Annotated in this window: 19 protein-coding genes and 1 pseudogene; 11 read left to right on the top strand and 9 right to left on the bottom strand. The window is 71.7% G+C overall.

From position 1 onward, the window contains the following. Positions 1-40 precede the first annotated feature (40 nt). From ADL29_RS33370 to ADL29_RS33360, 3 genes and pseudogenes are all read right to left on the bottom strand, one after another. On the bottom strand, positions 41-832 hold the full coding sequence (locus ADL29_RS33370) for a metal-dependent hydrolase (RefSeq protein ID WP_046924721.1): 792 nt from the start codon (positions 830-832) through the stop codon (positions 41-43). An 89-nt stretch (positions 833-921) separates the two neighbouring features. After that, complete coding sequence (locus ADL29_RS33365; RefSeq protein WP_053927273.1) at positions 922-2163, bottom strand: alpha/beta hydrolase family protein; 1242 nt, start codon at positions 2161-2163, stop codon at positions 922-924. A gap of 113 nt (positions 2164-2276) precedes the next feature. Then, positions 2277-3475 (bottom strand): annotated as a pseudogene (locus tag ADL29_RS33360) (purine-cytosine permease family protein). 379 nt (positions 3476-3854) lie between these two features. Here ADL29_RS33360 and ADL29_RS33355 point away from each other — a divergent pair. Next, positions 3855-6368 (top strand): DEAD/DEAH box helicase, encoded by a 2514-nt coding sequence (locus ADL29_RS33355; RefSeq protein ID WP_046930488.1) that lies wholly within the window; start codon positions 3855-3857, stop codon positions 6366-6368. A gap of 52 nt (positions 6369-6420) precedes the next feature. Continuing rightward, the gene (locus ADL29_RS33350; RefSeq protein WP_046924723.1) at positions 6421-7290 is read left to right on the top strand and encodes an acyl-CoA thioesterase; all 870 of its coding nucleotides are present in this window, start codon (positions 6421-6423) and stop codon (positions 7288-7290) included. Here ADL29_RS33350 and ADL29_RS33345 read toward each other — a convergent pair. Together ADL29_RS33345 and ADL29_RS33340 are read right to left on the bottom strand one after the other, a co-directional pair. Continuing rightward, positions 7221-8117 carry a DUF6397 family protein gene (locus ADL29_RS33345; protein ID WP_157878639.1) on the bottom strand — a complete coding sequence of 299 codons (897 nt, stop codon included), beginning with the start codon at positions 8115-8117 and terminating at the stop codon, positions 7221-7223. The two genes, ADL29_RS33350 and ADL29_RS33345, sit on opposite strands and share 70 nt — an antisense overlap. 123 nt (positions 8118-8240) lie before the next feature. After that, positions 8241-8648: a roadblock/LC7 domain-containing protein gene (locus tag ADL29_RS33340; RefSeq protein WP_053927271.1), complete on the bottom strand. Its 408-nt coding sequence runs from the start codon at positions 8646-8648 to the stop codon at positions 8241-8243. 165 nt (positions 8649-8813) lie between these two features. On the opposite strand from ADL29_RS33340, the gene ADL29_RS33335 reads away from it, so the two are divergent. After that, positions 8814-9242, top strand: a complete 429-nt coding sequence (locus tag ADL29_RS33335) for a PPOX class F420-dependent oxidoreductase (RefSeq protein ID WP_053927270.1) — start codon at positions 8814-8816, stop codon at positions 9240-9242. Between the two features lie 33 nt (positions 9243-9275). On the opposite strand, the gene ADL29_RS33330 is transcribed toward ADL29_RS33335, so the two are convergent. After that, positions 9276-9890, bottom strand: coding sequence for a GTP-binding protein (locus ADL29_RS33330; RefSeq protein ID WP_053927269.1), 615 nt, complete (start codon positions 9888-9890; stop codon positions 9276-9278). Between the two features lie 208 nt (positions 9891-10098). Here ADL29_RS33330 and ADL29_RS33325 point away from each other — a divergent pair, with 208 nt between their 5' ends. Both ADL29_RS33325 and ADL29_RS33320 read left to right on the top strand, forming a co-directional pair. Next, positions 10099-11604, top strand: a complete 1506-nt coding sequence (locus ADL29_RS33325) for a purine-cytosine permease family protein (RefSeq protein WP_053927268.1) — start codon at positions 10099-10101, stop codon at positions 11602-11604. Beyond that, positions 11601-12212, top strand: coding sequence for a class I SAM-dependent methyltransferase (locus tag ADL29_RS33320; RefSeq protein WP_053927267.1), 612 nt, complete (start codon positions 11601-11603; stop codon positions 12210-12212). Before ADL29_RS33325 ends, ADL29_RS33320 begins: the two co-directional genes overlap by 4 nt. Before the next feature lie 13 nt (positions 12213-12225). On the opposite strand, the gene ADL29_RS33315 is transcribed toward ADL29_RS33320, so the two are convergent. Continuing rightward, complete coding sequence (locus ADL29_RS33315) at positions 12226-13122, bottom strand: oxygenase MpaB family protein (protein WP_211274433.1); 897 nt, start codon at positions 13120-13122, stop codon at positions 12226-12228. Positions 13123-13213: 91 nt separating this feature from the next. Here ADL29_RS33315 and ADL29_RS33310 point away from each other — a divergent pair, with 91 nt between their 5' ends. After that, positions 13214-13525, top strand: coding sequence for a hypothetical protein (locus ADL29_RS33310; RefSeq protein ID WP_245689731.1), 312 nt, complete (start codon positions 13214-13216; stop codon positions 13523-13525). On the opposite strand, the gene ADL29_RS33305 is transcribed toward ADL29_RS33310, so the two are convergent. Continuing rightward, the gene (locus ADL29_RS33305; RefSeq protein ID WP_244318860.1) at positions 13468-13872 is read right to left on the bottom strand and encodes a hypothetical protein; all 405 of its coding nucleotides are present in this window, start codon (positions 13870-13872) and stop codon (positions 13468-13470) included. The genes ADL29_RS33310 and ADL29_RS33305 overlap by 58 nt on opposite strands. Positions 13873-13961: 89 nt before the next feature. Here ADL29_RS33305 and ADL29_RS33300 point away from each other — a divergent pair, with 89 nt between their 5' ends. Further along, positions 13962-14774 carry a hypothetical protein gene (locus tag ADL29_RS33300; protein ID WP_053927265.1) on the top strand — a complete coding sequence of 271 codons (813 nt, stop codon included), beginning with the start codon at positions 13962-13964 and terminating at the stop codon, positions 14772-14774. Positions 14775-14818: 44 nt separating this feature from the next. Here the strand turns inward: ADL29_RS33300 and ADL29_RS33295 are convergent, their stop codons facing one another. Continuing rightward, positions 14819-15001 carry a hypothetical protein gene (locus tag ADL29_RS33295; RefSeq protein WP_046924733.1) on the bottom strand — a complete coding sequence of 61 codons (183 nt, stop codon included), beginning with the start codon at positions 14999-15001 and terminating at the stop codon, positions 14819-14821. Positions 15002-15257: 256 nt separating this feature from the next. Here ADL29_RS33295 and ADL29_RS33290 point away from each other — a divergent pair, with 256 nt between their 5' ends. From ADL29_RS33290 to mmuM, 4 genes are all read left to right on the top strand, one after another. Further along, complete coding sequence (locus tag ADL29_RS33290; protein WP_053927264.1) at positions 15258-18176, top strand: DEAD/DEAH box helicase; 2919 nt, start codon at positions 15258-15260, stop codon at positions 18174-18176. After that, complete coding sequence (locus ADL29_RS33285) at positions 18173-19459, top strand: SWF or SNF family helicase (RefSeq protein WP_053927263.1); 1287 nt, start codon at positions 18173-18175, stop codon at positions 19457-19459. Before ADL29_RS33290 ends, ADL29_RS33285 begins: the two co-directional genes overlap by 4 nt. 145 nt (positions 19460-19604) lie before the next feature. Continuing rightward, a complete protein-coding gene (locus ADL29_RS33280; RefSeq protein ID WP_078971476.1) occupies positions 19605-22625 on the top strand; it encodes a glycoside hydrolase family 2 TIM barrel-domain containing protein in 3021 nt (1006 codons plus the stop codon). Between the two features lie 94 nt (positions 22626-22719). Further along, positions 22720-23640 carry a homocysteine S-methyltransferase gene (mmuM, locus tag ADL29_RS33275; protein ID WP_053927262.1) on the top strand — a complete coding sequence of 307 codons (921 nt, stop codon included), beginning with the start codon at positions 22720-22722 and terminating at the stop codon, positions 23638-23640. The last annotated feature ends 61 nt before the right edge of the window (positions 23641-23701 follow it).

Genomic DNA, 23701 nt, shown 5'->3' with positions numbered 1-23701 from the left:
TGTGCCGGCCGGTTGTGACAGCTGCTCAGGTGCAGGGTGGTCAGATGTAGCCGAGTGCCCCCAGGCCACCGAGGCCGCCCAGCACCATGAAGACCGGCATCAGCACCTTGAGCTCCACCCAGCTGCCCGCCTTGAAGCGCATGCCCTTGGGCGGGCCGACCGGATACCAGCGCTTGCGGCCGATCGGTATGGGCCACAGGACGGGACAGCCGGAGACGGTCAGTGCGTCGCCGATGTCATGGACCAGCGCGCCGAGCACGATGGGCAGACCCAGCCAGAGGTATTCCTGGCCCGGTCCGGTGAACAGCCAGTTCGCGCCGTTGCCCGGCTGGTCGAGAATGCCGCCCAGGATCCAGGCCGAGGCGGCGCCCAGCAGCCACACCAGTACGTCGCTGGAGACCCGTGCCGCCCGCCACAGCAGGCCCTCGATGGCAAGGACCATGTGGACGAAGAGAATCCCGAGGACCGCCCAGCGGCCGCCCTGCATCGCCAGCAGCGACATTCCGCCGCCGACCAGTACGGCCCACACCCAGGTGTGGGTGAGCGTGCGGTGCCCGCCGTTGCGGTTCGAGTCACCGCGCATCTTGGTGGCCTTGTAGACGGCGTGCGACAGGGCGTCGACCACCTCGCACACCATCCGCGAGAGCGGGCCGAAGGCCCGGGAGATGGTGGCGGACTTGTGGTCAAGGTCGGGGGCGAGTGCCGCACCGGCACAGATCAGAGCTCCGCAGACCAGCACCGGCCACGGCATCGGATGCCCGGCGGCATCGGCCGCCGCGCCCACCCCCAGCCAGGCCGCGGCCCCGGACAGCGAATGCGCCGGTCCCATCATGGTCGTTCCCCCACCCTTGTGTTGTCTGCTCTCACGGATCTGACGGCGCTTCGGCCGCCGTGCCGGTGACGCCTGGCCGGTCCGGCGACTCAGCGTAGCGTCAGATGATCTCCGCAGGTCGCGCGGGTGCGGCCAGGGGACTCCAGCACCTCGTCGAGCCAGTCGAAGACCCGCTGGTCGAACCGCGAGCGGTTCCAGCTCTCGCAGTGCCCGGCCGATCCCTCGTCAGCCGTGAAGCGGACCAGCTCCTTGGGGCATTGCAGTGCGTCGTACAGCTCCTGGGCCTGCGCCGATGTCGGATCGTTCTCGGCGGCGGCGACCAGGGTGGGGCAGGCGATCGAGGCCACCGCGTCCGCGAGCCGGTAACGGCTCAGCTCCACCACGTACTCACCCAGCGAGTCCAGTCCGTGCACCCACAACGCACGCTGGACCAGCTTCCATTTCAGGGTCGGGTCATCCGCGATCCCGGCGAGATACGGATCCAGCTCGGCGGGATCCACCTCGGGCAGCCGCTCCTTGAGGTCGTCCGGCAGCGGCAACTGCCTGCTGAACGAGGACGGGTCCCACTGTCCCGGGTCGGCGATCAGCGCGGCGACCCGGGGCTCGCCGCTCACCCCGCGCGGCGCCAGACAGCCGCCGAAGCTCCAGCCCATGACGGCGATGCGCGCGGGGTCGATCTCCGGCAGCATCAGGGCGTGGTCGACGACGGGGCGCAGCACGGTCTCCCAGTCCGGGCGCAGCGTCCGGCCGTCCTTGATCAGGGCTCTGCCCTGGCCGGGACCGTCGACGAGGAGGCAGGCATAGCCGCGGCGCAGCGCGGGCACGGCGTGCGACCAGTACATCTCGTGGAGGTTGGAGTCGTAGCCGTTGACGCCGATGAGCGCCGGCCGGGGCGTGCCGCCGTCCTCCGGTGCGCACAGATAGCCGGGCAGACTGCCGCCGTCGAAGGGGATCTCCAGGGGCCGCATCGGGTGCGCCGCCAGATCGGCGAACCGGTCGAAGCAGCGGGTCTCGTGGTCGAACGCCCCGGCCAGCCGGGGGTCGACCGGCGCCCCGAACAGCGGGAGGTAGGAGACGCGGTAGTAGGTGGCCGCCCGCAGATACGCCTCGCGCGCGCTCACCCGGTGCCCCCGCTCGTCGCTCTGCCGTGCCCAGGACTCCACCGTGGCGGCGGTGGCCGTCCACTCCCGGTGCCACCCGGCGACGTCTCCGGGAAGGATCCGGCCCATGGTCTTCTCGCATTCGCCGTACTCCGCTCCCCCACGGGTGCTCAGGGCAAGCGCCCGCTCGGCGAACGACTGGAACAGCGGATCGCTGGAGAGACGAAGCACGGGCGCGACTCCTTGGCGAGGGCGGCATGGGACGCCTCACCCTTACCCTCGGCGGCTGCCCCCGGGCCCACGCCGGCCGGTATCCCCTCCGAACGGTCCATCGCCGCGGCTCGCTATGCCGTCGCGGTCCCGGACGCCTCCGGCGCCACGGCCGCCCGTCTCCCCGCCCACAGCCGCAGGGGCGCATAGACGGCCACGGCGACCACGAAGGCGACGTAGTACGCGAGATCGGCGCCGTGCAGCGCGGTCGCTATCGGTCCGACGAAAAGGGACGTGTTCATGAACGGCACGGCGGCGGCGAACGCGGCCACGAAGGCGGCCACCGCGGGCCACCACGGCTGAGGACGGGCGAACTCGGCCGCGATATCGATCGGCGCGCCCTTTCTGGCCCTGGCTCGCAGCCATGCGTCGACGATCACCACGCCGACGAAGCCGGGTATCCAATAGCCCACGAACAGCAGCACATTCTCAAAGCGCGCCGTGGTGTCCGCCGCATGCATCCACAGCACCAGCAGAAATCCGAGCCCGGCGGCGGTGCCGGCGGCGAGGGGCCGCGGTATCCGCACACCGGCAGCCTGGAGGGCCAGGGAGCCGCTGTAGTCGTTCATGGCGTTGCTGCACACGGCCGCGGCCGCGATGGCCAGCAGCCCGAAGGCGCCGAGCGCGCCGCCGCCGAGGAGGCCGTGAACCCCGGCGGCGGTCCGGTCGGTGAACAGCTTGGCGCCCCACAGCCCCAGCGTCTGGACCCACGCGTAGGAGAGCACCATGCCGAGCAGGGCGAACCAGAACATCCGGAGCCGGGAGGTCGTCCGGGGCAGATAGCGGCTGAAGTCGGAGGCGTATGGCGCCCACGAGATCGCCAGACTCAGCGAAATGGTGCTGGTCAGGACGAACGCCCCGACGCGGTCGGCGGCCACCCCAGCAGCTCGGCCAGCGCCTCGCCGCCGAAGAGCCCGATGAGCGCGTCCCAGGCGATGGAGGAGAGCCACTGCGTCACGCCGGGCAGCGTCACACCGCTGCCGAAGGCCAGCCGCGAGAGCGGCAGCTGTCCGGTGCCCGTCCGGCTGCCCCAGGTGCACAGATAGGCGGCCGGGAGCGCGCCGGCGAGGGTCCCGAGCATCATTGCCGTGAATGCGGTCCAGAAATCCAGTCCGAGGGAAATACCCACGGTGCCGGCGAAAACACCGCTCATGGTGAGATTGGGCGCGAACCACACCGTGAAAAGCCGCCGGGGTTTCCCATAGCGATTACTTTCCGGGACGGGCTGGATACCGTGCCGTTCGACCGCCAGATCACCGGCTCCGGCGGGCATCCGCCCGCCGTAGACGGACCGCTCGATGGCCATGACACCCCCCGGACGTCACCTGCGCGCTCCGGTGAACGGCCTCCCGCAGTGGAAGTCCACTCGCACCCCGCGGATTCCCAGTCCGGCGAATCCGCGGCAGACCTCGCGAACGGCACGGCGCATACGCATACGCCGCGGACGCCCGGAGAAAATGTCGATCGTTATACGCATACCCATGGAATTCACTCCCCTGCCGGCTGTTTTCCCCGCAATTCCAACGTAACCGCCACGGCTCTGCCCTGCGCCCCGGCAGCGCGCCCCTCCAGGAGGCCGCGCGGAAGATCACATGATCTTCATATCCGCGGCCGGTTCCCTGATCCGGGCCGGAGCCAGGCAGTATGGGGGCGTGACCCTCATCGATCATCTGCCGAACGACGCCGACCCCGATGCCCTCTTCGAAGCCTTTTCGAGCTGGGCCGAGCAGCAGGGCATCGCGCTCTACCCTGCCCAGGAGGAGGCGCTGATCGAAGTGGTCTCGGGCGCGAACGTCGTCCTGTCCACCCCCACCGGCTCCGGGAAGAGCCTGGTGGCGGCCGGCGCGCACTTCACCGCTCTCGCCAACGACCAGGTCACCTTCTACACCGCGCCGATCAAGGCCCTGGTGTCGGAGAAGTTCTTCGATCTGTGCAAGCTGTTCGGCACCGAGAACGTCGGGATGCTGACCGGCGACGCGTCGGTCAACTCCGATGCGCCGGTCATCTGCTGCACCGCCGAGGTGCTCGCCTCCATCGCGCTGCGCGACGGCAAGCACGCCGACATCGGCCAGGTCGTGATGGACGAATTCCACTTCTATGCCGAGGCGGACCGCGGCTGGGCCTGGCAGATTCCGCTGCTGGAGCTGCCGCAGGCGCAGTTCATCCTGATGTCGGCGACGCTCGGCGACATGTCCCGGTTCGAGGAGGACCTGACCCGGCGCACCGGCCGGCCCACGTCGGTGGTGCGGTCCGCGACCCGGCCCGTACCACTGTCGTACGAATACCGCGCCACCCCGATGACGGAGACGCTGACCGAGCTGCTGGAGACCCGCCAGTCCCCCGTCTACATCGTGCATTTCACGCAGGCCGCCGCCGTGGAGCGGGCGCAGGCGCTGATGAGCATCAATATGTGTACGCGGGCCGAGAAGGACGAGATCGCCAAACTGATCGGCAATTTCCGCTTCACCACCAAGTTCGGCCAGAACCTCTCGCGGTATGTGCGCCACGGCATCGGCGTCCATCACGCCGGCATGCTGCCGAAATACCGGCGGCTGGTGGAGAAGCTCGCCCAGGCGGGGCTGCTGAAGGTGATCTGCGGGACGGACACGCTCGGCGTCGGGGTGAACGTGCCGATCCGTACCGTGCTGTTCACCGCGCTGACCAAGTACGACGGCAGTCGGGTACGGACGCTCCGGGCGCGGGAGTTCCACCAGATCGCGGGGCGCGCGGGCCGGGCCGGGTTCGACACGGCGGGCTTTGTCGTCGCGCAGGCTCCCGAGCATGTCATCGAGAACGAGAAGGCCCTCGCCAAGGCCGGTGACGACCCGAAGAAGCGCCGCAAGGTCGTCCGCAAGAAGGCTCCGGAGGGCTTCGTCAACTGGGGCGAGAACACCTTCGAGAAGCTCATCGCCTCCGATCCCGAGCCGCTGACCAGCCGTTTCCGAGTCACCCACGCGATGCTGCTGTCCGTGATCGCACGGCCGGGCAATGCCTTCGAGGCGATGCGGCAGCTGCTCGAGGACAACCACGAGCCGCGCCGGAACCAGCTGCGTCACATCCGCCGCGCCATCGCGATCTACCGGTCGCTGGTCGACGGCGGGATCGTGGAACGGCTGGCGGAACCGGACGCGGAGGGCCGGATCGTCCGGCTGACCGTCGACCTCCAGCAGGACTTCGCGCTCAACCAGCCGCTGTCCACCTTCGCGCTGGCCGCCTTCGATCTGCTCGACCCCGAGTCCCCGTCGTACGCGCTGGACATGGTCTCGGTCGTGGAGTCCACCCTGGACGACCCGCGGCAGATCCTGGCCGCGCAGCAGAACAAGGCCCGGGGCGAGGCGGTCGCCCAGATGAAGGCCGACGGCGTCGAGTACGAGGACCGCATGGAGCGGCTCATGGACGTCGAGTACCCCAAGCCGCTGGACGAGCTGCTCTCGCACGCCTATGGCCTGTACCGCAGGAGCCACCCGTGGGTCGGCGACCATCCGCTGTCGCCGAAGTCGGTCATCCGCGATATGTACGAACGCGCCATGACCTTCAGCGAGTTCGTCTCCTTCTACGAGCTGGCCCGGACCGAGGGCATCGTGCTGCGCTACCTTGCGAGCGCGTACAAGGCCCTGGACCACACCGTGCCCGACGATCTGAAGTCCGAGGACTTCCAGGACATCATCGCCTGGCTCGGCGAGATGGTCCGCCAGGTCGACTCCAGCCTCCTGGACGAGTGGGAGCAGCTCGCCAACCCCGAGGAGGAGACGGCCGAGGAGGCCATGGAGCACGCGGACGAGGTCAAGCCCGTCACCACCAACGTCCGCGCCTTCCGGGTGCTGGTGCGCAATGCGATGTTCCGGCGGGTGGAGCTGGCGGCGCTGGACAAGGTCGAGGAGCTCGGCGAGATGGATGCCGACTCGGGCTGGGACGCGGATGCCTGGGGCGAGGCGATGGACGCCTACTGGGACGAATACGATGACCTGGGCACCGGTCCGGATGCGCGCGGCCCGAAGCTGCTGCAGATTCAGGAGGATGCCGCGCACGGGCTGTGGAAGGTGCGGCAGACTTTCGCCGACCCGAACGGTGATCACGACTGGGGCATCTCCGCGGAGGTGGATCTGGCAGCCTCCGACGAGGAGGGGCGTGCGGTGGTGCGCGTCACCGATGTGGGTCAGCTGTGAACGGACGGCTTCGACCGAGGCCGTCGAGGGATGCGACGGAGGGCCACCGGTCATGACCAATCCCGCCGAGAAGCTGGTGGATCTGCTCGATCTCGAGCAGATCGAGGTGAACATTTTCCGTGGCCGCAGTCCGCAGGAAAGCCTCCAGCGGGTCTTCGGCGGGCAGGTCGCCGGCCAGGCGCTGGTGGCGGCCGGGCGGACCACCGAAGGCGACCGCCCGGTCCACTCGCTGCATGCGTACTTCCTGCGGCCGGGCCGGCCCGGTGTGCCGATCGTGTACCAGGTCGAGCGGGTCCGCGACGGGCGCTCCTTCACCACCCGCCGGGTCGTCGCCGTCCAGCAGGGACGCACGATCTTCAATCTGACCGCCTCCTTCCATCAGCCGGAACCCGGCTTCGATCATCAGTTGCCGATGCGCCGGGCGGTGCCCGGACCGGAAGAGCTGCCCAAGGTCGCGGACGAGATCCGCGACCGTCTGGGCGCTCTGCCCGAGGCGCTGGAGCGGATGGCGCGCCGGCAGCCGTTCGACATCCGGTATGTCGACCGGCTGCGCTGGACGCCGGACGAGATCGAGAATGCGGAGCCGCGCAGCGCGGTGTGGATGCGTGCGGTGGGGCCGTTGGGTGACGACCCGCTGGTGCACACCTGCGCGCTGACCTACGCCAGCGATATGACGCTGCTGGACGCCGTCCGCATCCCGGTCGAGCCGCTGTGGGGGCCTCGGGGCTTCGACATGGCCTCGCTCGACCATGCGATGTGGTTCCACCGCCCGTTCCGCGCGGACGAGTGGTTCCTCTACGACCAGGAGTCGCCGATCGCCACCGGCGGCCGGGGCCTGGCCCGCGGCCGGATCTACGACCGGGAGGGCAGGCTGCTGGTCTCGGTCGTGCAGGAGGGGCTGTTCCGGAAGCTCGGCGGCTGATTGCCCGGGGAGGCGGTAGGCGGTGCCGTCGAGGTCCGTGACCGTCCGGGGTCTTCCTTGCGGGCGGTTTCGAGGGTCCGGGAGAGATTGACGCGGTACCACATCACCTCGTCGAACTCCTCCGCCGTCAGCACCCGTTGAAGGGATTTCCGGGCGGCGGCCGTCGCCGTGATCACGGACGTGAAGTCGGGCCTGAGGCTGCGGAGCAGGGACCGCTCCCTCGGCTCCTCGACCACCGAGGCCGTTTCCTCCGGTGGCAGCACGGCGGCGATCACCGCCGCCGACTCCCACGGGTCGTCCGTCTGCCCCATGAGCTGCGCCACCCGCCGGGCGCGCCACTGCCGTGGCCGCCAGTCCTGCCCGCCGTCGAGCATCACCCGCATCGCGGCGGGGGTGTCGCCCTGCAGCAATTCCGTTTCCCGGTCGGCGAATTCGGCGATTTCGGCGGCGAGATAGAGCCAGACCACCGCGCCGAAGCGGTTCACATAGAACCTGACCGGGCCGAAGCAGCCGGCCCGGGTCAGGCGCAGGAAGCGTGCGGGGCCGATGCGCAAGAGCTCGGCCGCTTCGTTCGTGCCGACCGTACGGATGCGCTCGCGGAGCGCCTCCGGGAAGCCGGGCTCCGCCTGCAGCCGGGCGATCTCCTCGGCCGGGACCCGGCGCGGCCCGGACGGTCCGGCGGCCCCCGGCCGGCAGTCCGCCCCGGCCGGGATCGTCCGTACTTCGCCGAGCTGGGTGGCGAGCTCGAACTCGCCGGTCCTCAGCTCGAGTTCCTGGGCGGCTCGCCCCACGGTGTAGGTCTGCTGCCCGTCACACATCACTGTCATGTCGCTTCCCCCGCAACACAGTCGTTTCCGTCGGATGCATCGGGTACGTCGGTCACCACGACGCATCAATTACTGACAGTCACGACTGTAGCCGCGTGCTGTGACAGTGGGTCAAGCCCCGCCTCAAGGCTGTGGATAACTCTCCGGCTGGCGGGCCGCGACGCCCAGGTGCTCGCCCACCCGATTGACCAACAGCGTCATTTCGTAGGCGATCTGCCCCATGTCGGCGTCGGCTCCGGCCAGCACACACAGACAGCTGCCGTCCCCCGCCGCCGTCACGAACAGCATCCCGTCGTCGAACTCGACCATCGTCTGGCGCACCCGCCCGGCCCGGAAGTGCAGCCCGGAGCCCTTCGCGAGGCTGTGCAGGCCGGAGGCCACCGCCGCCAGATGTTCGGCGTCGGCTTTTTCCAGTGCCTGGCTCGCTCCGGTCACCAGACCGTCGTTGGAGAGCACCATCGCGTGCCGTACTTTCTCCACCCGCTTGGTCAGATCGTCCAGCAGCCAGTCGAGTCCGCTGCTCAGTGCCATGCCGCTTCCTCCCCGTATCCCCGTCCGCTTCCTTGACCGGACGGCAGTGCGCAGTCAGTGCGCGACTGCCGTGCCAGCCTGTCCCACCCAGGGCGTCTGGGCAAGCGGGTCCCCGGCCCGGCGTGCCACTGCGTGCGCTGTCGCGCCGGGCGGGAGGATGTCGGCATGGCACAGAAGATGACCAGGGATCAGTGGCGGAAGTTCCTTTCCGAGGGCACCCGCACCGGCAAGCTGTCGACCGTACGGGCCGACGGCGGCCCGCACATCGCACCGGTGTGGTTCCTCATGGACGGCGATGAGCTGGTGTTCAACACCGGGAAGGAGACGGTCAAGGGCCGCAATCTCGCCCGCGACAACAGAGTCGCGCTGTGTGTGGACGACGAGCGGCCGCCGTTCTCCTTCGTGGTCGTGCAGGGATCGGCGGAAATCAGCGAGGATCTGGCCGATGTGCGGCACTGGGCGACCCGGATCGCGGCCCGCTACATGGGTGAGGACCGCGCGGAGGAATTCGGCGCCCGGAACGGCGTGCCGGGCGAGCTGGTGGTACGGGTACGGATCGACAAGGCCATTGCCTTCGCGGACCTCGCGGACTGACCGGCGCGGCCGGCCGGCGGCCCGCCGCCCCGGCTACCCCACCGCATTCAGCTGCCGGGCGGTGTGCCGCCGCCCGGCATGCTCGACCAGGCGGATCAGCACCTCCTTCCCCGAGTCGCGGTCCCGTGCGTCGCAGAGGACCACCGGGGTGCCGCGGTCCAGGTCGAGGGCGCGGGCGACCTCGTCCGCGCCGTAGGACCGCGCCTGCGCAAAGCAGTTGACGGCGACCAGGAACGGTATGGCGCGGCGCTCGAAGTAGTCCACCGCGGGGAAGCAGTCCGCCAGCCGCCGGGTGTCGGCCAGGACCACGGCGCCCAGCGCGCCGTCCGACAGGTCGTCCCACAGAAACCAGAAGCGGTCCTGCCCCGGGGTGCCGAAGAGGAACAGGGACAGGCCCTGCCTGATGGTGATGCGGCCGAAGTCCATGGCCACCGTTGTGGTGTGCTTGCCGGCCACGCCCCGGGTGTCGTCCACCCCTTCGCCGGCTTCGCTGAGCCGTTCCTCGGTGCGCAGCGGACGGATCTCGCTGACCGATCCCACCAGGGTTGTCTTGCCCGCTCCGAAGCCTCCCGCGACCAGGATCTTCAGGCCCAACTCGGAGCCGGGGCCCGGGCGCGCGCCCTCCTGGGCCCCTTGTGCAGCGTTCATCGGACGTCTCCTCCAGGATGCGGGTAGCACACGTCGTGGGGGGGGCGGACGCAGGGCTCGGCGAAAGGAGCCCCCGGCGGCAGAGTGCCGTCCGGAAATCCGTAGCGAGGACCGTACCTCCGACCGCTCGCGATTACCTTCCATTTCAACGAAACTGCGTGAGTTCTCGGCGACCCGGTTCCACGCCGCTCTGGGGGATCATGGGCGCATGACGCAGCAGCAGGAACGGGAGCGGGGCGGGACGCGCCCCGGTGCACACGCCTCGGCACGTACCGTCGAACGCAACGGCATCGATCCGGTGCCCGAGTCCGAACGGCACGGCACGCCCCGGTCCCTGTTCTGGCCCTGGGCCGCATCGGGGCTGTCCCTGCTGTGCATCGCCTACGGGATCTACCTCATGGGCCTCGGACTCGGCCCCTGGCAGGCAATCGCCACCGGGACCATCGGCTATGTGCTGTCCTTCGTCCTGGTCGGCCTGATCTCCATAGCCGGGGCGCGCACCGGCGCGCCCACGATGGCCATCGGCCGGGTCTCCTTCGGCCTCCAGGGCAACAAGCTGCCCACCCTGTTCAGCTATGTCTCGAACGTCGGTTGGGAAACGGTACTGGTCGCGCTCTCCTCCCTGGGCGGCGCCGCCATCCTGGCCAGGGTCTCGCCCGGTGCCTTCGCACGGGCCGACGGGACGACGCCCACCACGGCGGCACAGGCGCTGTGCTTTGGCGTGACGGCGGTGTCGGTGGTGGTCGTCGGGATCTTCGGACACGCGCTGATCATGAAGGTGCAGAAGTATCTGACCGCGGCGATCACCGCGATGACCGTGGTCTACATGGTGCTGATGGCCGACCGCATCGATCCGTCCGCGCTGGGCGGTGGCAGGCCGGGCGACCTCGGTACGTTCATCGGCGGCATCGTGTTCGCGATGACGCTGCTGGGCCTGGGCTGGGTCAACTGCGCTGCCGACTACAGCCGTTACCTGCCGCGCACGAGCAGCGGCCGGGCCATCACCGGCTGGACGACGCTCGGCGGGGTGCTGGCCCCGGTGGTGCTGCTGGTCTTCGGGGTGCTGCTGAATGCCGGTGACCCCGAGCTGGCGCAGGCCGCGGCCGCCGACCCGGTGGGCGCCCTCGCCGCGGAACTGCCGACCTGGTTCCTGGTCCCGTATCTGCTCACCGCCATCGGGGGCTTCGCCTCCGGGGCGATCATGGACATCTACAGCTCGGGCATGTCGATGCTGGCCCTGGGCGTGCCGGTCCGGAGGCACTTCGCGGTCCTGGTGGACGGGGTCCTGATGGCCGTCGGCGGCTGGTACGTCCTGTTCGTCTCGCCCAGCTTCTTCGCCACGTTCCAGGCCTTCTTGTCCATCATCGGTGTGGCGATGGCCGGCTGGACCGCGGTTTTCCTGGTGGAGCAGTGGCGCCGCCGCCGGACGGGCTTCGCTCTCGCCTCCGTACGGCCCATGGGCTGGCCCGCGGTGCTCTCGCTCGCCCTCGCCACCGCCGTCGGACTGGGCCTGATCACCTCCGCCGACCCCCACATCGCCAAGGCCGTGGGCTTTCTGCTCAGCGACCGCGCCGCGCACGGCACCCTGGGCGCCATGAACCTCGGCGTCGTGGTGGCCTTGATCGTCGCGGGCGTCCTGTACGCCGTCACCGCCCCCCTGGCCGGCCGTGCCGCCGCCGGACCCGAGCGTTCCGCCCCTGAAGGAGACCGATGACCGACCACCACGCCGACCGGCCGCACGACGTCCGCGCCTTCTTCGGGCCGCGCGCCGCCGACTGGGACACCAAGTTCCCCGGTGACGGCCCCGCCTTCACCTGGGGCGTGGCCGCGCTCGGCCTCCAGGAAGGCGACCGGGTCCTGGACGCCGGCTGCGGCACGGGACGCGCCCTTCCCGCGCTGCGGGCGGCCGTGGGGCCGCGCGGGACGGTCCTGGGCGTCGATCTCACCCCGGAGATGCTGCGGGAGGCCGAACGGGCCGGGCGGGACCGCTACGCGGGGCTGCTGCTCGCCGATGTCACCCGGCTTCCGCTGCCCGACGGCGCGCTGGACGCCGTCTTCGCCGCCGGGCTCATCTCCCACCTCACGGACCTGGCGGACGGCCTCGCCGAACTGGCCAGGACCGTACGCCCCGGTGGCCGCCTGGCCCTCTTCCATCCCATCGGCCGGGCGGCGCTCGCCGCGCGCCAGGGCCGTCGGATCACCCCGGACGACCTGAGGGCGGAGCCCCATCTGCGCCCCGTCCTGGCCGGCAGCGGCTGGGATCTCATCCGGTACGTGGACGAGGACCCCCGCTATCTGGCGCTGGCGGTGCGCCAGGGGTGACGGGCCACCCGGCTCACCGGGGCGGCTGCTCGTCGGTATGCGGGACCGGGCAGCCGCCCGCCCGGCGGGCGGCGGGAAAGGTGCCGAGGTCGGCGACCCGGAAGCCGTTGGGGTAGCCCTTGATCTCGGGGTTCTGGCGGGCGTAGTGCGGCTTCCGGCGGGGCGGGAGCAGCCGTACGGCCTTGGCGCGCAGCTTCAGGGCACCGCGGACCGCCGTCCGGACGGCCGGTCCGGGCCGCTCGTAGCGGAAGGCGTCCAGCAGCGGGTCGTCCAGGAGCGCCATGCTCGCGCCGCGCACCACCGGTGCGAGCGGGCCGTACCAGCCCGCCATCAGGTCCAGAGTGGCGTCCGAGACCCGCCGGGCGCCCTCGTCCCAGCCGAAGTGCGCGTCCTCGTAGGCGTCCAGACAGCGCTCGAAGTCCTCGAAGGTCTCGGGGATTTCGGTGATGCCCATATGGCGTCCGAGGGTCCGGTAGTAGGCCGCTATGGCGTGCGTCTCGTGCGTGCTCAGGCGGCGCCAGCCGTAGCGGTCGATCCAGCGTTTGGGCACCACCACGAAGGTGCACAGGACATATCGCATGTCCTCGTTGCTGATGTCGTAGCTGCGGTGCATCTGATTGATCCGGCGGATCGCGGTCCGCCCGTCCGCGCCGTCGAAGCCGTGCTCCAGGACGGCATCCAGGAGGAGCGCGGTGTCGTCGTAGCGCTTTTGCGTACGGTCCGTCAGTTCCGCGGTTTCGGCGAGGAGTCGGCCGATACTGGGCACGGCATAGGTGCGGTAGAGCGCCAATTCCAGGGCTCTGGTGATGTCCCAGGGGAATTCGAGGGTCGCGGTGATGCGGTAGATCCGCAGGAAGTCGCGTTCCGGATCGAGCCGCCGGATCTCCTTCAGCCAGTCGTAACGCCGCACCGTTTTCCGTCCTCTCGTCCGCCGAAGTTCCAACATTAGGCGCTCCGGGCACACTTCAACGACGATGCGGGTCGGCAGACCGGGAGTGGAAATGACCGGATTCATACGCGACATCCCCCGAAGATTCCGCGGCAGACGGAACGCCGGACAGCACATCGGAGGGGACATGCGGACGGGGGTGCACCGCCACAACCTCTTCGAGGCCGCGGCGGTCTATGTGGCGGCGAGCGCCGGGGACGACGAGGAGCGCGGCGCGGAGGCCGCGGGGTGGGTCTCGCCCGAGGCGCTCGCCTTTGGGGTCAATGAGCTGGCCTGCCGGGCGGTGATCGCGCTGGCGCGGGAGCGTCAGCAGCCTCCGCTGGTGGTCGCCCGGGAGCTGCTCGGGCTGACGCCGGCGCCGTAGCGGTCGGTCGTCGTGGGGTCCGGCACTGCGAGCGCCTGCTTGACGGGCATACCGGTGCGCCCGGCGAGGGCCAGCCGCTCCCGGACCTCGCGCGGGGTGCGCGGGCGGTAGCCCGGTCCCGTACCGCAGCAGCCTCCGTGGAAGGTCAGCCCGGAGCGCAGCACGGCGTCGAGCGCACGCCAGCCCGCGGTGTCACGCTTCCTGGGGACCGCCAGGTGGGCGCCGGCGTTGATCAGCTCGGCGCGGCACTGGGGGCAGCGGCCCGGGCCCCGGGAGGTGGCCGTCTTCTTGTAGGCGACCCGGCAGTCCAGGCAAACGAAGTGCATCCGGCTGCTGTAGAAACACATGCGTGCAGCGTACGGCGGGTGACAAGGCCGTACCCAGCCAATTAAGGTGCGCCGATGTATTCCGCTTGGATCGGATGGGGAGGCCCCGCGTGCCCACGACCGAGAGCACTGACGGTGACGGCGACCAGCTGTTCGTGCTGACGGCGGTGCTGTTGACGCCTGCGCAATTTCCCAGCGTGCTCGGCGACGACTATCCCGAGGTGTGTGCCGGGCTCGGGCTCGAGCCGTATTTCGAGGGCTACGGGCTGGTCCTCGGGCAGGACGGCACGGGTGCGCGCTGGACGGTCGTGACGGAGGACGTGTCGCTGGTGGCCTGCGCGATCGCGGCCTGGGACTGCGGCATGGAGTACGACCTCTCGCCCGGGGAGGACAGCATCGTCGGGGCGCTGCCCGGCTGGCCGCTCGCGCTGGCCGTGTCGGCGCCCGGGGTGCCCGAGCCGCACGACCCTGAGCTGCAGGACGGGGATCCGGCACCGCTGGCCCCGCCGGACGCCAATGCCTGGGGGCCCGCCCAGCGGCGGCTCGGCGCGGACGAGATCGCGATGCAGTGGGCCGCCTGGCGCGAGCAGGTGGACGACGAGGAGGCCTTCGCCGAGCCGGGCGAGGGCGGCGGGCAGGGCGAGGCTGGAGGGGCGCGCGGGGGTGTCCGCCGGGTGCTGGAGGAGGCGCGCGGGTATCTGGCCCAGCCGCCGCCCCCGGGCCGGGTGCGGTCGTCGTTCGCCGCGGGCGAGGCGCGCACGCTGCGGATCGACGGGCCGGGCTGGAGCATGGTGGCCCGCACGGACGACATCGCGTTCGTGCTGTTGGACGACGATCCCGGTGAGGTGCATCCGGTGGGCCGGGGGCCCGAACTTCCGGGGCTGCTGTCCTCGTTGGACAAGCTGGCGGTGCGGCCTTCCTGAGGTCCGTTGACCGAGGGCCCGGGGCGGTGTCCCGGGCCCCTCCCTCAGCGCCCTATTTCCTTGCGGGTGACGCGGCGCAGCCGGCGCCGCTGTGCGGGGTCGAGCGCCAGATACGCGATGACCGGCACCCCGATCATGACCAAGAGGGCCGCCCAGAGGGGCAGCAGCCACAGCAGGATCACTCCCACCGCGACACCGCCGACCGCGACCTTCGCCTGTGTGGACATCCTTCACGCCCTTTCCGCGGCCCGCGCCGCGCTCGCTGCATTCCATTGAACGCCGGTTTCGCTGCGTAAGTTCCCTCAGATCCACTGTGCAGGTCGCCCGTATCCGCTGCGCGGGTCCCCGTGTTCGCAGGGAACGCCGGTTTCGCTGCGCGAGTTCCCTCGTATCCGCTGCGCAGATTGCCTCGAACGCCGTCCGGATGCTGTACCCTCGGGCGCTCCAGGCGCCAGTAGTCAAACTTGAGGAGTTCTTCACCCAGTGGCTTTTCTCCCCGCGGTCCCGCCCGCTCAGTTCGCTGCGCTCGCCCGCTGTGCAGCGGTTTTCCTGCCGTCGGAACCGCCTCGCGCCGGACGGGTCGCCTTCTGGCGCCCCGACGGCGAGCAGCTTGCACGCACCGATGACGACCCATTCGCCGACGACGGCGGGCCGGTGGTGGACGAGATCCCCGTCGCGCTGCCGGACGCGGACGGCACGGTGTACGTGTCCGCCGTCCCGGCATTGATCCTGCCGGTGGCCGCCGCGGTGCCCGTCCTCACCCGCGCCCGTGCCGCCCGCGGTGCCGACCCGGCGGCCGCCTTCTGGGGCGCCGCGTCCGTGCTGGCACTCCAGCTCGCCGCCCGTGGACGCCTGCTGCCCGGCCTGAGCCCCGCCGACCACGACGCCTGGCGGCTGGGTCCGCTGGACCCGGCCGACATCGAGCGGCTGCGCGACCTGGCCGCCGCCATGCCGCCGTACGCGCACGCCTCGCCCCTCCCGGACACCGACCCGCTCGAACTGCCCGAGCCGGAGCGGCATCTGCGGGCCTTCCTGGACGCGGTCGCCGACGGACTGCCTCGCTCCCCCGCCGCGGCGCTGGCCACCGGGAGCCCGGCCTTCGCGGCCGCCGCACCGCAGCACATCCCCGAGCAGCGCGCCTGGGCGGCGGAGGTCGCGGCCGGACATGACGCGGGCGTACGGATGTCGCTCCGGGTGGAGGTGCACGGCATGGAGACCGCGGAACGGGCCGGCTTCACCGCCGTGCCCCAGTTGCACAGCCTGACCGATCCGACGCTGGTCGAGGACGCGGCCGAGGTGTGGGCCGGTGCGTCGTCGGCGGGGCGGGCATTCGGGCCGCGGGCCAGGATGGACACCCTGCTCGCCCTCCGCCGGGCCGCCGCCGTCTGGGCGCCGCTCACCCCGCTGCTGTCCGCGGCGGTGCCGGACGCGCTGCCGCTCGCCGATGAGGAGATCGCCGAGCTGCTCGGCCCGGCCGGACGCGCGCTGGCCGCCGCCGGGGTGCAGGTCCACTGGCCCAAGGAGCTGGCCCGCAAGCTGACGGGCCGGGCGGTGGTGGGACCGCCGCCCGGCCCCCTGGACGGCACCGGCTCCGGGCTGCCCTCGCTGCTGTCTGCCGACGCCTTGCTCTCGTTCAGCTGGCGGTTCGCGGTGGGCGGCCAGGAGATCGACCGAGCGGAGCTGGAGCGGCTCGCCGAGGCCGGGCGCCCCCTGGTGCGGCTGCGCGACCAGTGGGTGCTGCTCGACCCGGAGGCGGTGCGGGCCGCCCGCGACCGCCAGGACCGTAAGATCACGCCGCTGGACGCGCTCGGTGCCGCACTCACCGGTACCACCGAGGACGACGACGGCCGCCGGGTCACCGTGGAGGCGTCCGGATGGCTGGCCGAGCTGCGGGACCGGCTCGCCGATCCGGAGCGTACGGACGCCGCGCCGCTCCGGCAGCCCGCCGCGCTCGCCGCCACACTGCGCGACTACCAGCTGCGCGGCCTCGGCTGGCTGCACCGGATGACCTCGCTGGGGCTGGGCTGCACCCTCGCCGACGACATGGGCCTGGGCAAGACCATCACCCTCATCTCACTCCACCTGCACCGGCAGACCCATCCGTCCTCGGCAGGCCCCACGCTGGTTGTCTGCCCCACCTCCCTCATGGGCAACTGGCAGCGGGAGATCGAGAAGTTCGCGCCCGGCACGCCCGTGCGCCGCTTCCATGCCGGACGGCGCACTCTGGCGGACCTGGCCGACGGGGAATTCGTGCTCACCACCTACGGCACGATGCGGCTCGACGCCGGAAAGCTTGCCGAGGCGGACTGGGGACTGGTCGTCGCCGACGAGGCCCAGCACGTCAAGAATCCTTTCTCCGCGACCGCCAGGGCGCTGCGCACCCTCCCCGCCAGGGCCCGGGTGGCGCTGACCGGCACCCCGGTGGAGAACAACCTCTCCGAGCTGTGGGCGATCCTGGACTGGACGACACCCGGACTGCTGGGGACGCTGGGCCGGTTCCGTACGCGGTACGCGCAGGCCATCGAGGGCAATACGGGCGCGTCCCCCGAGGCGGCCGAGCGGCTGGCCAGGCTGGTGCGGCCGTTTCTGCTGCGCCGCCGCAAGTCCGATCCGGGGATCGCGCCTGAGCTGCCGCCCAAGACGGAGACCGACCGTGCGGTGGCGCTGACCAAGGAGCAGGCCGGGCTGTACGAAGCCGTGGTGCGCGAGGGGCTCGTCGAGATCGCCGGGACGGACGGGTTCGAACGGCGCGGGCTGGTGGTCAAGCTGCTCACCTCGCTCAAGCAGATCTGCAACCACCCCGCGCAATTCCTGAAGGAGGAGGCCGGCCAGGCCGGCGGCACGGGCGGGAACTCACCCCGGATCGCCGGTCGTTCAGGGAAGGTGGAGCTGCTGGACGAACTGCTGGACACCATCCTCGCGGAGGGCGCGAGCGTGCTGGTGTTCACGCAGTATGTGCAGATGGCGCGGCTGCTGGAGCGGCATCTGACGGAGCGCGGGGTGCCGGTCCGGTTCCTGCACGGCGGGACGCCGGTCGCCCGGCGCGAGGAGATGGTGCGGCAGTTCCAGGAGGGTGCGGCGCCGGTGTTCCTGCTGTCGCTGAAGGCGGCCGGTACGGGGCTGAACCTCACCCGGGCGGCGCATGTGGTGCACTTCGACCGCTGGTGGAATCCGGCGGTCGAGGCGCAGGCCACCGACCGCGCGTACCGCATCGGGCAGACCCAGCCGGTGCAGGTCCACCGGATGATCACGGAGGGCACGATCGAGGACCGGATCGCCGAAATGCTCTCCCGTAAGCAGCAGTTGGCGGATGCGGTGCTGGGATCGGGCGAGGCGGCGCTGACCGAGCTCACCGATGCCGAGCTGGCGGACCTGGTCACCCTGCGAGGGAGCGAGCGATGAACACCACGGCGGACATCGAGGAGACCGAGCGGACCTTCGCCGCGCTGCCGGCGGCGCGCGGGCGGGCGTTCGCGCAAAGCTGGTGGGGGCAGGCGTGGCTCAAGGCGCTGGAGGACACCGCGCTGGACGGCGAGCAGCTGAAGCTGGGGCGGCGGCATGCACGCGCCGGAGCGGTGGGCGCGGTGTCGGTCCGGCCCGGCCGGATCACCGCCGTCGTGGCGGACCGCGACCACACACGGCACCGTGCGGATGTGCTGTGGCAGCAGCTGAGCCCGGCGGACTGGGACCGTTTCCTGGACCTGGTCGCGGACCGGTCCGGGCATATCGCCGCGCTGCTGGACCGCGACATGCCGCCGGTGCTCGTGGAGGACGCGGCCGCCGCAGGCATGGAACTGCTGCCGGGAATCGGCGACTTGGAGCCGCAGTGCAGCTGCGAGGCATGGGACCACTGCGCTCATTCCGCCGCGCTCTGCTATCAGGTGGCGCGGCTGCTGGACGAGGATCCGTTTGTGCTGCTGCTGTTGCGCGGCCGCGGCGAGCGTGAGCTGCTGGACGAGCTGCAGGCGCGCAGCGCATCGCGGGCCGAGGCGCCGGCGGAGGCGGAGGCGGAGGCGGAGCGCACCATGACCGGGGTGCCGGCGGCCGAGGCGTATGCGGCGCGCGGCATTCTGCCGTCGCTGCCCGCCCCACCGCCCGCCGTCGAGACCCCGGGCGCCGCGCCGGTGCTGGGCGGCGGCAGCCCGCCCGCGCCCGGGGTGGAGGCGGCCGCGCTGGAGTTCCTGACAGCCGATGCGGCGGCGCGCGCCCAGAGGCTGCTGACCGATGCGCTCTCCCCCTGGCACCCGGACAGCCCGCCACCCCCCGCCCTGACGCCCGGCCAGGACGCGGTGCGGCTGGCGGCGGCCCGCCCCGGGGCGGCGATATCGGCGCGGCTGGCGGCGGGTTCGGGGCGCGATGCACGAGGGCTGGCGCTGGCCGTACGGGCCTGGGAGCTGGGCGGTACGGCCGGGCTCGCGGTCCTCGAGGAGGAGTGGATACCGGAGCCGGCGGCGCTGGCCCGCGCCAACGACCGGCTTGCGGCCGCCTGGGCGGAGGGCGAGATCCGGCCCCGGCTGCGGGCCGTCCGTAACCGCTGGACGGTGGTCGGCGGCGATGCCCAGCTGCGCTACGGGCGGGACGGCCGCTGGTGGCCGTATCGCAAGGAAGGGGGGCAGTGGGCGCCCGCGGGCCCGGCCACGGACGATCCGGCGGGCGCGCTGGCGGGGCTGTCGGCGGAGGGCTGAGCGACGGGCAGCCGGTCCCGGGGCGGCGGGTTGGGCACAGGATCCGCCTGGCCCAATCCGCCCCATCCGGCTGCGCCGTGCCCCCGCCCGTGATTCGCTGAGAGATCCCCCACCGTCAGGAAAGTCGTCCGCAGCAGGAGGACCCGTGACCGGTACTTCGCAGCACGCGCCGCAGCCGACGCCGTACGGACCGCCGCCACGGCCCGCCAACGGGACGGACCGGGCACCGCACCACAGCGACCGCCGGGACCGCCTGCTCCCGTACTACGAAGATCGCTCCCCCGGGAGCGGGGTGCTGCCGCCACGCGCCTGGTTCGCGGCGTCGGACGCTCGCCGGATCTCCCTGCACGGCACCTGGCGCTTCCGGTTCGCCGCCACCGCCACGGAGCACGACGACTCCTTCACCCGCCCCGACTTCGACGACTCCCGGTGGCAGAACCTCCTGGTGCCCGGAACCTGGGCCCTCAAAGGGCATGGCGCCCCCGCGTACACCAACACCGCCTACCCCTTCCCCGTCGACCCGCCGCGGGTGCCGGACGAGAACCCGACCGGCGACCACCGGCATGTCTTCGATCTGCCCGACGGCTGGGGCGAGGGGCCCGCGGTGCTGCACTTCGGCGGGGTGGAATCGTGCGCCCGGGTCTGGCTCAACGGGCAGGAGCTGGGGCATTTCAAGGGCAGCCGGCTGCCGCACGAGTTCGAGGTCGGGCATCTGCTGCGGCCGCGCGGCAATGTGCTGGCGGTGCGCGTCCACCAGTGGTCATCGGGCAGCTATCTGGAGGACCAGGACCAGTGGTGGCTGCCGGGCATCTTCCGGAACGTGACCGTGCAGCGCCGCCCCCGGGGCTCGGTCGTCGACCACTTCGTGCACGCCGGGTTCGATCACGTCACGGGCGAGGGCACCCTGCGCGTCGAGTGTGCTCCGGCCGGCCGGGTGACCGTCCCGGAGCTGGGGCTCGACCTGGCCACCGGGGAGAGCGCAACCATCTCCGTACGCCCCTGGAGCAGCGAAGAGCCCCACCTCTACGACGGCGAGCTGGTCACCCCGGGCGAGCGGATCCCGCTGCGGATCGGTTTCCGTACGGTCCGCGTCGAGGACGGTCTGCTCAAGGTCAACGGCCGCCGGATCCTGCTGCGCGGCGTCAACCGCCATGAATTCCATCCGCGCTACGGACGCACCCTCGGCCCGGAGGCGATGCGCCGCGACCTGGTGCTGATGAAGCGTCACAACATCAATGCCGTCCGCACCAGCCACTATCCGCCGCACCCCGCCTTCCTCGATCTGTGTGACGAGCTGGGCCTGTGGGTCATCGACGAATGCGATCTGGAGACGCACGGATTCGGGCAGCAGGGCTGGCGGGGCAATCCGGTCGACGACGAGCGCTGGGAGCCGGCGCTGCTCGACCGGGCCCGGCGGATGGTCGAGCGGGACAAGAACCATCCGAGCATCGTGCTGTGGTCGCTGGGCAACGAGTGCGGCACGGGCCGCGGGCTGTCCGCCATGGCGGCCTGGATGCGGGAGCGCGACCCGTCCCGTCCGCTGCACTACGAGGGCGACCGCAGCTGCGCCGACACCGATGTGTACTCCCGGATGTACGCCGGCCACGCCGAGGTGGAGCGCATCGGACGGCGCGAGGAAGAGCCACTGACCGATCCGGAGCTGGACACTCGTCGCCGTCAACTCCCCTTTCTGCTCTGCGAATACGGGCATGCGATGGGCAACGGTCCGGGCGGGCTGAGCGAGTACCAGCGGCTGTTCGAGCGCTATGAGCGCTGTCAGGGCGGGTTCGTCTGGGAGTGGATCGACCACGGGCTGCGGCAGCTGACGCCGGACGGCGAGGTGTTCCACGCCTACGGCGGCGACTTCGGCGAGGAGCTGCACGACGGCAACTTCGTCTGCGACGGGCTGGTCTTCCCCGACCGGGTGCCGTCGCCCGGTCTGGTGGAGTTCAAGAAGGTCATCGAGCCGGTACGGATCGAGGGCGTGACCGGCGGCGCCGGGCCGGGAGGCACGGTCCGGATCACCAATCTCCATGACTTCGCCGGTCTCGGGCATCTGGAGTTCCGGTGGTCGTACGAGGTGGCGGGCGAGGGCCGCGGCTGCGGATGGCTCGAGGTGCCGCCGCTGGCGCCCGGCGAATCGGCCGAAGTGGAGCTGACGGCGCCACCGGTGGAGGAGGGCGACACCGGGGAGGCCTGGTGGACGGTCCGGGCGGTGCTCGCCGAGGACACCCCGTGGGCGGACGCGGGCCACGAGGTCGCCTGGGGCCAGCTGCCGGCGCCCGCGCTCCCGGCCCCCGCTCCCCCGGAGCACGTCCGCGCGGCGCCGCGCCGCGGCGAGGGCAATGTGATCGTGCTCGGGCCGGGGACCTTCGACGCCGGCACGGGGGCGCTGCGCTATCTGGACGGCGTACAGCTGACCGGACCCCGTCTGGAGGTGTGGCGGGCACCGACCGACAACGACGAGGGCGCGGCGTGGCTTCCGGGGCCGCACCCGGCCGCCGAGTGGCGGCGGATCGGACTGCACCGGATGCGGCATCGTGTCGACGCCGTCGAGACCGGCCCCGACACTTTGGTGGTCCGCACCCGGGTCGCCCCGGCCGCCACGGATCTGGCGCTGCGGACCGTCTACCGCTGGACGGCCGAAGGCGGTCTGCTGCGGCTGGAGGTGGCCGTCGATCCCGAGGGCGACTGGCCCGGTCCGCTGCCGCGGCTGGGGGTGCGGATGGCGGTGTGCGAGAGCCTGGGGCTGGCGCAGTGGTTCGGCGGCGGGCCCGGCGAGGGCTATCCGGACACCCGGGCGGCGGCGCGGGTGGGCAGGTGGTCGATGCCGGTGGACGCGCTGCAGACCCCGTACGTCCGGCCGCAGGAGAACGGCGCCCGGCCCGATGTGCGCTGGGCCGAGCTGACCGGCAGCAACGGCGCGGGCCTGCGGATCGAGGGCGACCCGCACTTCTCGTTCACGGCGCGGCGCTGGCCCGTGGAGGAGCTGACCGCCGCCCGGCACACCACCGATCTCACGCCCGGTGACCGGATCTGGCTGTATCTCGACCATGCGCAGCACGGCATCGGCAGCGGGTCGTGCGGGCCGGGGGTGCTGCCGCAGCACCGGCTGGAGGTGGCACCGGCGCGGTTCACGTTCGGGTTCTCGTCGCTGGGCCAGTGACCGGGCCTCCGGGCCCGCACGGCCGGCGTTACGATCCGGGAACAGGCCCGGAGAGACCAGGCACCAAGGGGCCGCAGCACGAGAGGCACGCACCATGGTCGCGAGATCCCCGTCGTTCGCCGAAGCCCTGACCGCGGGGCCGGTCGTACTCGACGGCGGGCTGTCCAACCAGCTGGAGGCCGCCGGGCACGATCTCAGCGATGCGCTGTGGTCGGCCCGGCTGCTCGCCGAGGACCCGGAGGCCGTCGTACGGGCGCATCTCGCGTACTACGAGGCGGGGGCGCAGGTGGCGATCACCGCCAGCTACCAGGCGACGTTCGAGGGGTTCGCGCAGCGCGGTATCGGGGCCGCGAAGGCCGCCGAGCTGATCGGGCGGAGCGTGGAGCTGGCGCGCGAGGCGGCGGGGCGGGCGGCGGCGGGCGGGATCGCGGGGCCGCTGTACGTCGCGGCATCGGCCGGGCCGTACGGGGCCATGCTGGCGGACGGCTCCGAATACCGAGGCCGTTACGGCCTGCCGGTGGACGCGCTGGAGCGTTTCCACCGCCCGCGGCTGGAGGTGCTGGCCGCGGCGCGGCCCGATGTGCTGGCGCTGGAGACGGTGCCGGACGCCGATGAGGCCCGGGCGCTGCTCCGGGCGGTGCGGGGGCTGGAGGTTCCGGCCTATCTGTCGTACAGCGTGGCGGGCGGCCGTACACGGGCCGGGCAGCCGCTGGCGGAGGCGTTCGCACTGGCGGCAGAGGCGGACGAGGTGATCGCGGTCGGGGTGAACTGCTGCGCACCGGACGACGCGGACCGGGCGGTGGCGCTTGCGGCGCGGATCACCGGCAAGCCGGTGGTGGTCTACCCCAACAGCGGGGAGAGCTGGGACGCCGAGGCGCGGGCGTGGTGCGGCAGCCCGGCGTTCGGTACGGACCGGGTCGCCGGGTGGGCCGCGGCGGGCGCCCGGCTGATCGGCGGCTGCTGCCGGGTCGGCCCGGGCGTCATCGCGGAGCTCGCGGCCGTCCTCGGCCGCTGAACGGGCGGCCTGGGAACAGGACCGGCGGTAGGTTCCGGCCCCTACCGGGCCGAAGGCGTTA

The organism is Streptomyces chattanoogensis (assembly GCF_001294335.1).
GTDB lineage: Bacteria > Actinomycetota > Actinomycetes > Streptomycetales > Streptomycetaceae > Streptomyces > Streptomyces chattanoogensis.
Note: the sequence above shows the minus strand (reverse complement) of the source record. Positions and strands in the feature narration are given on the sequence as shown.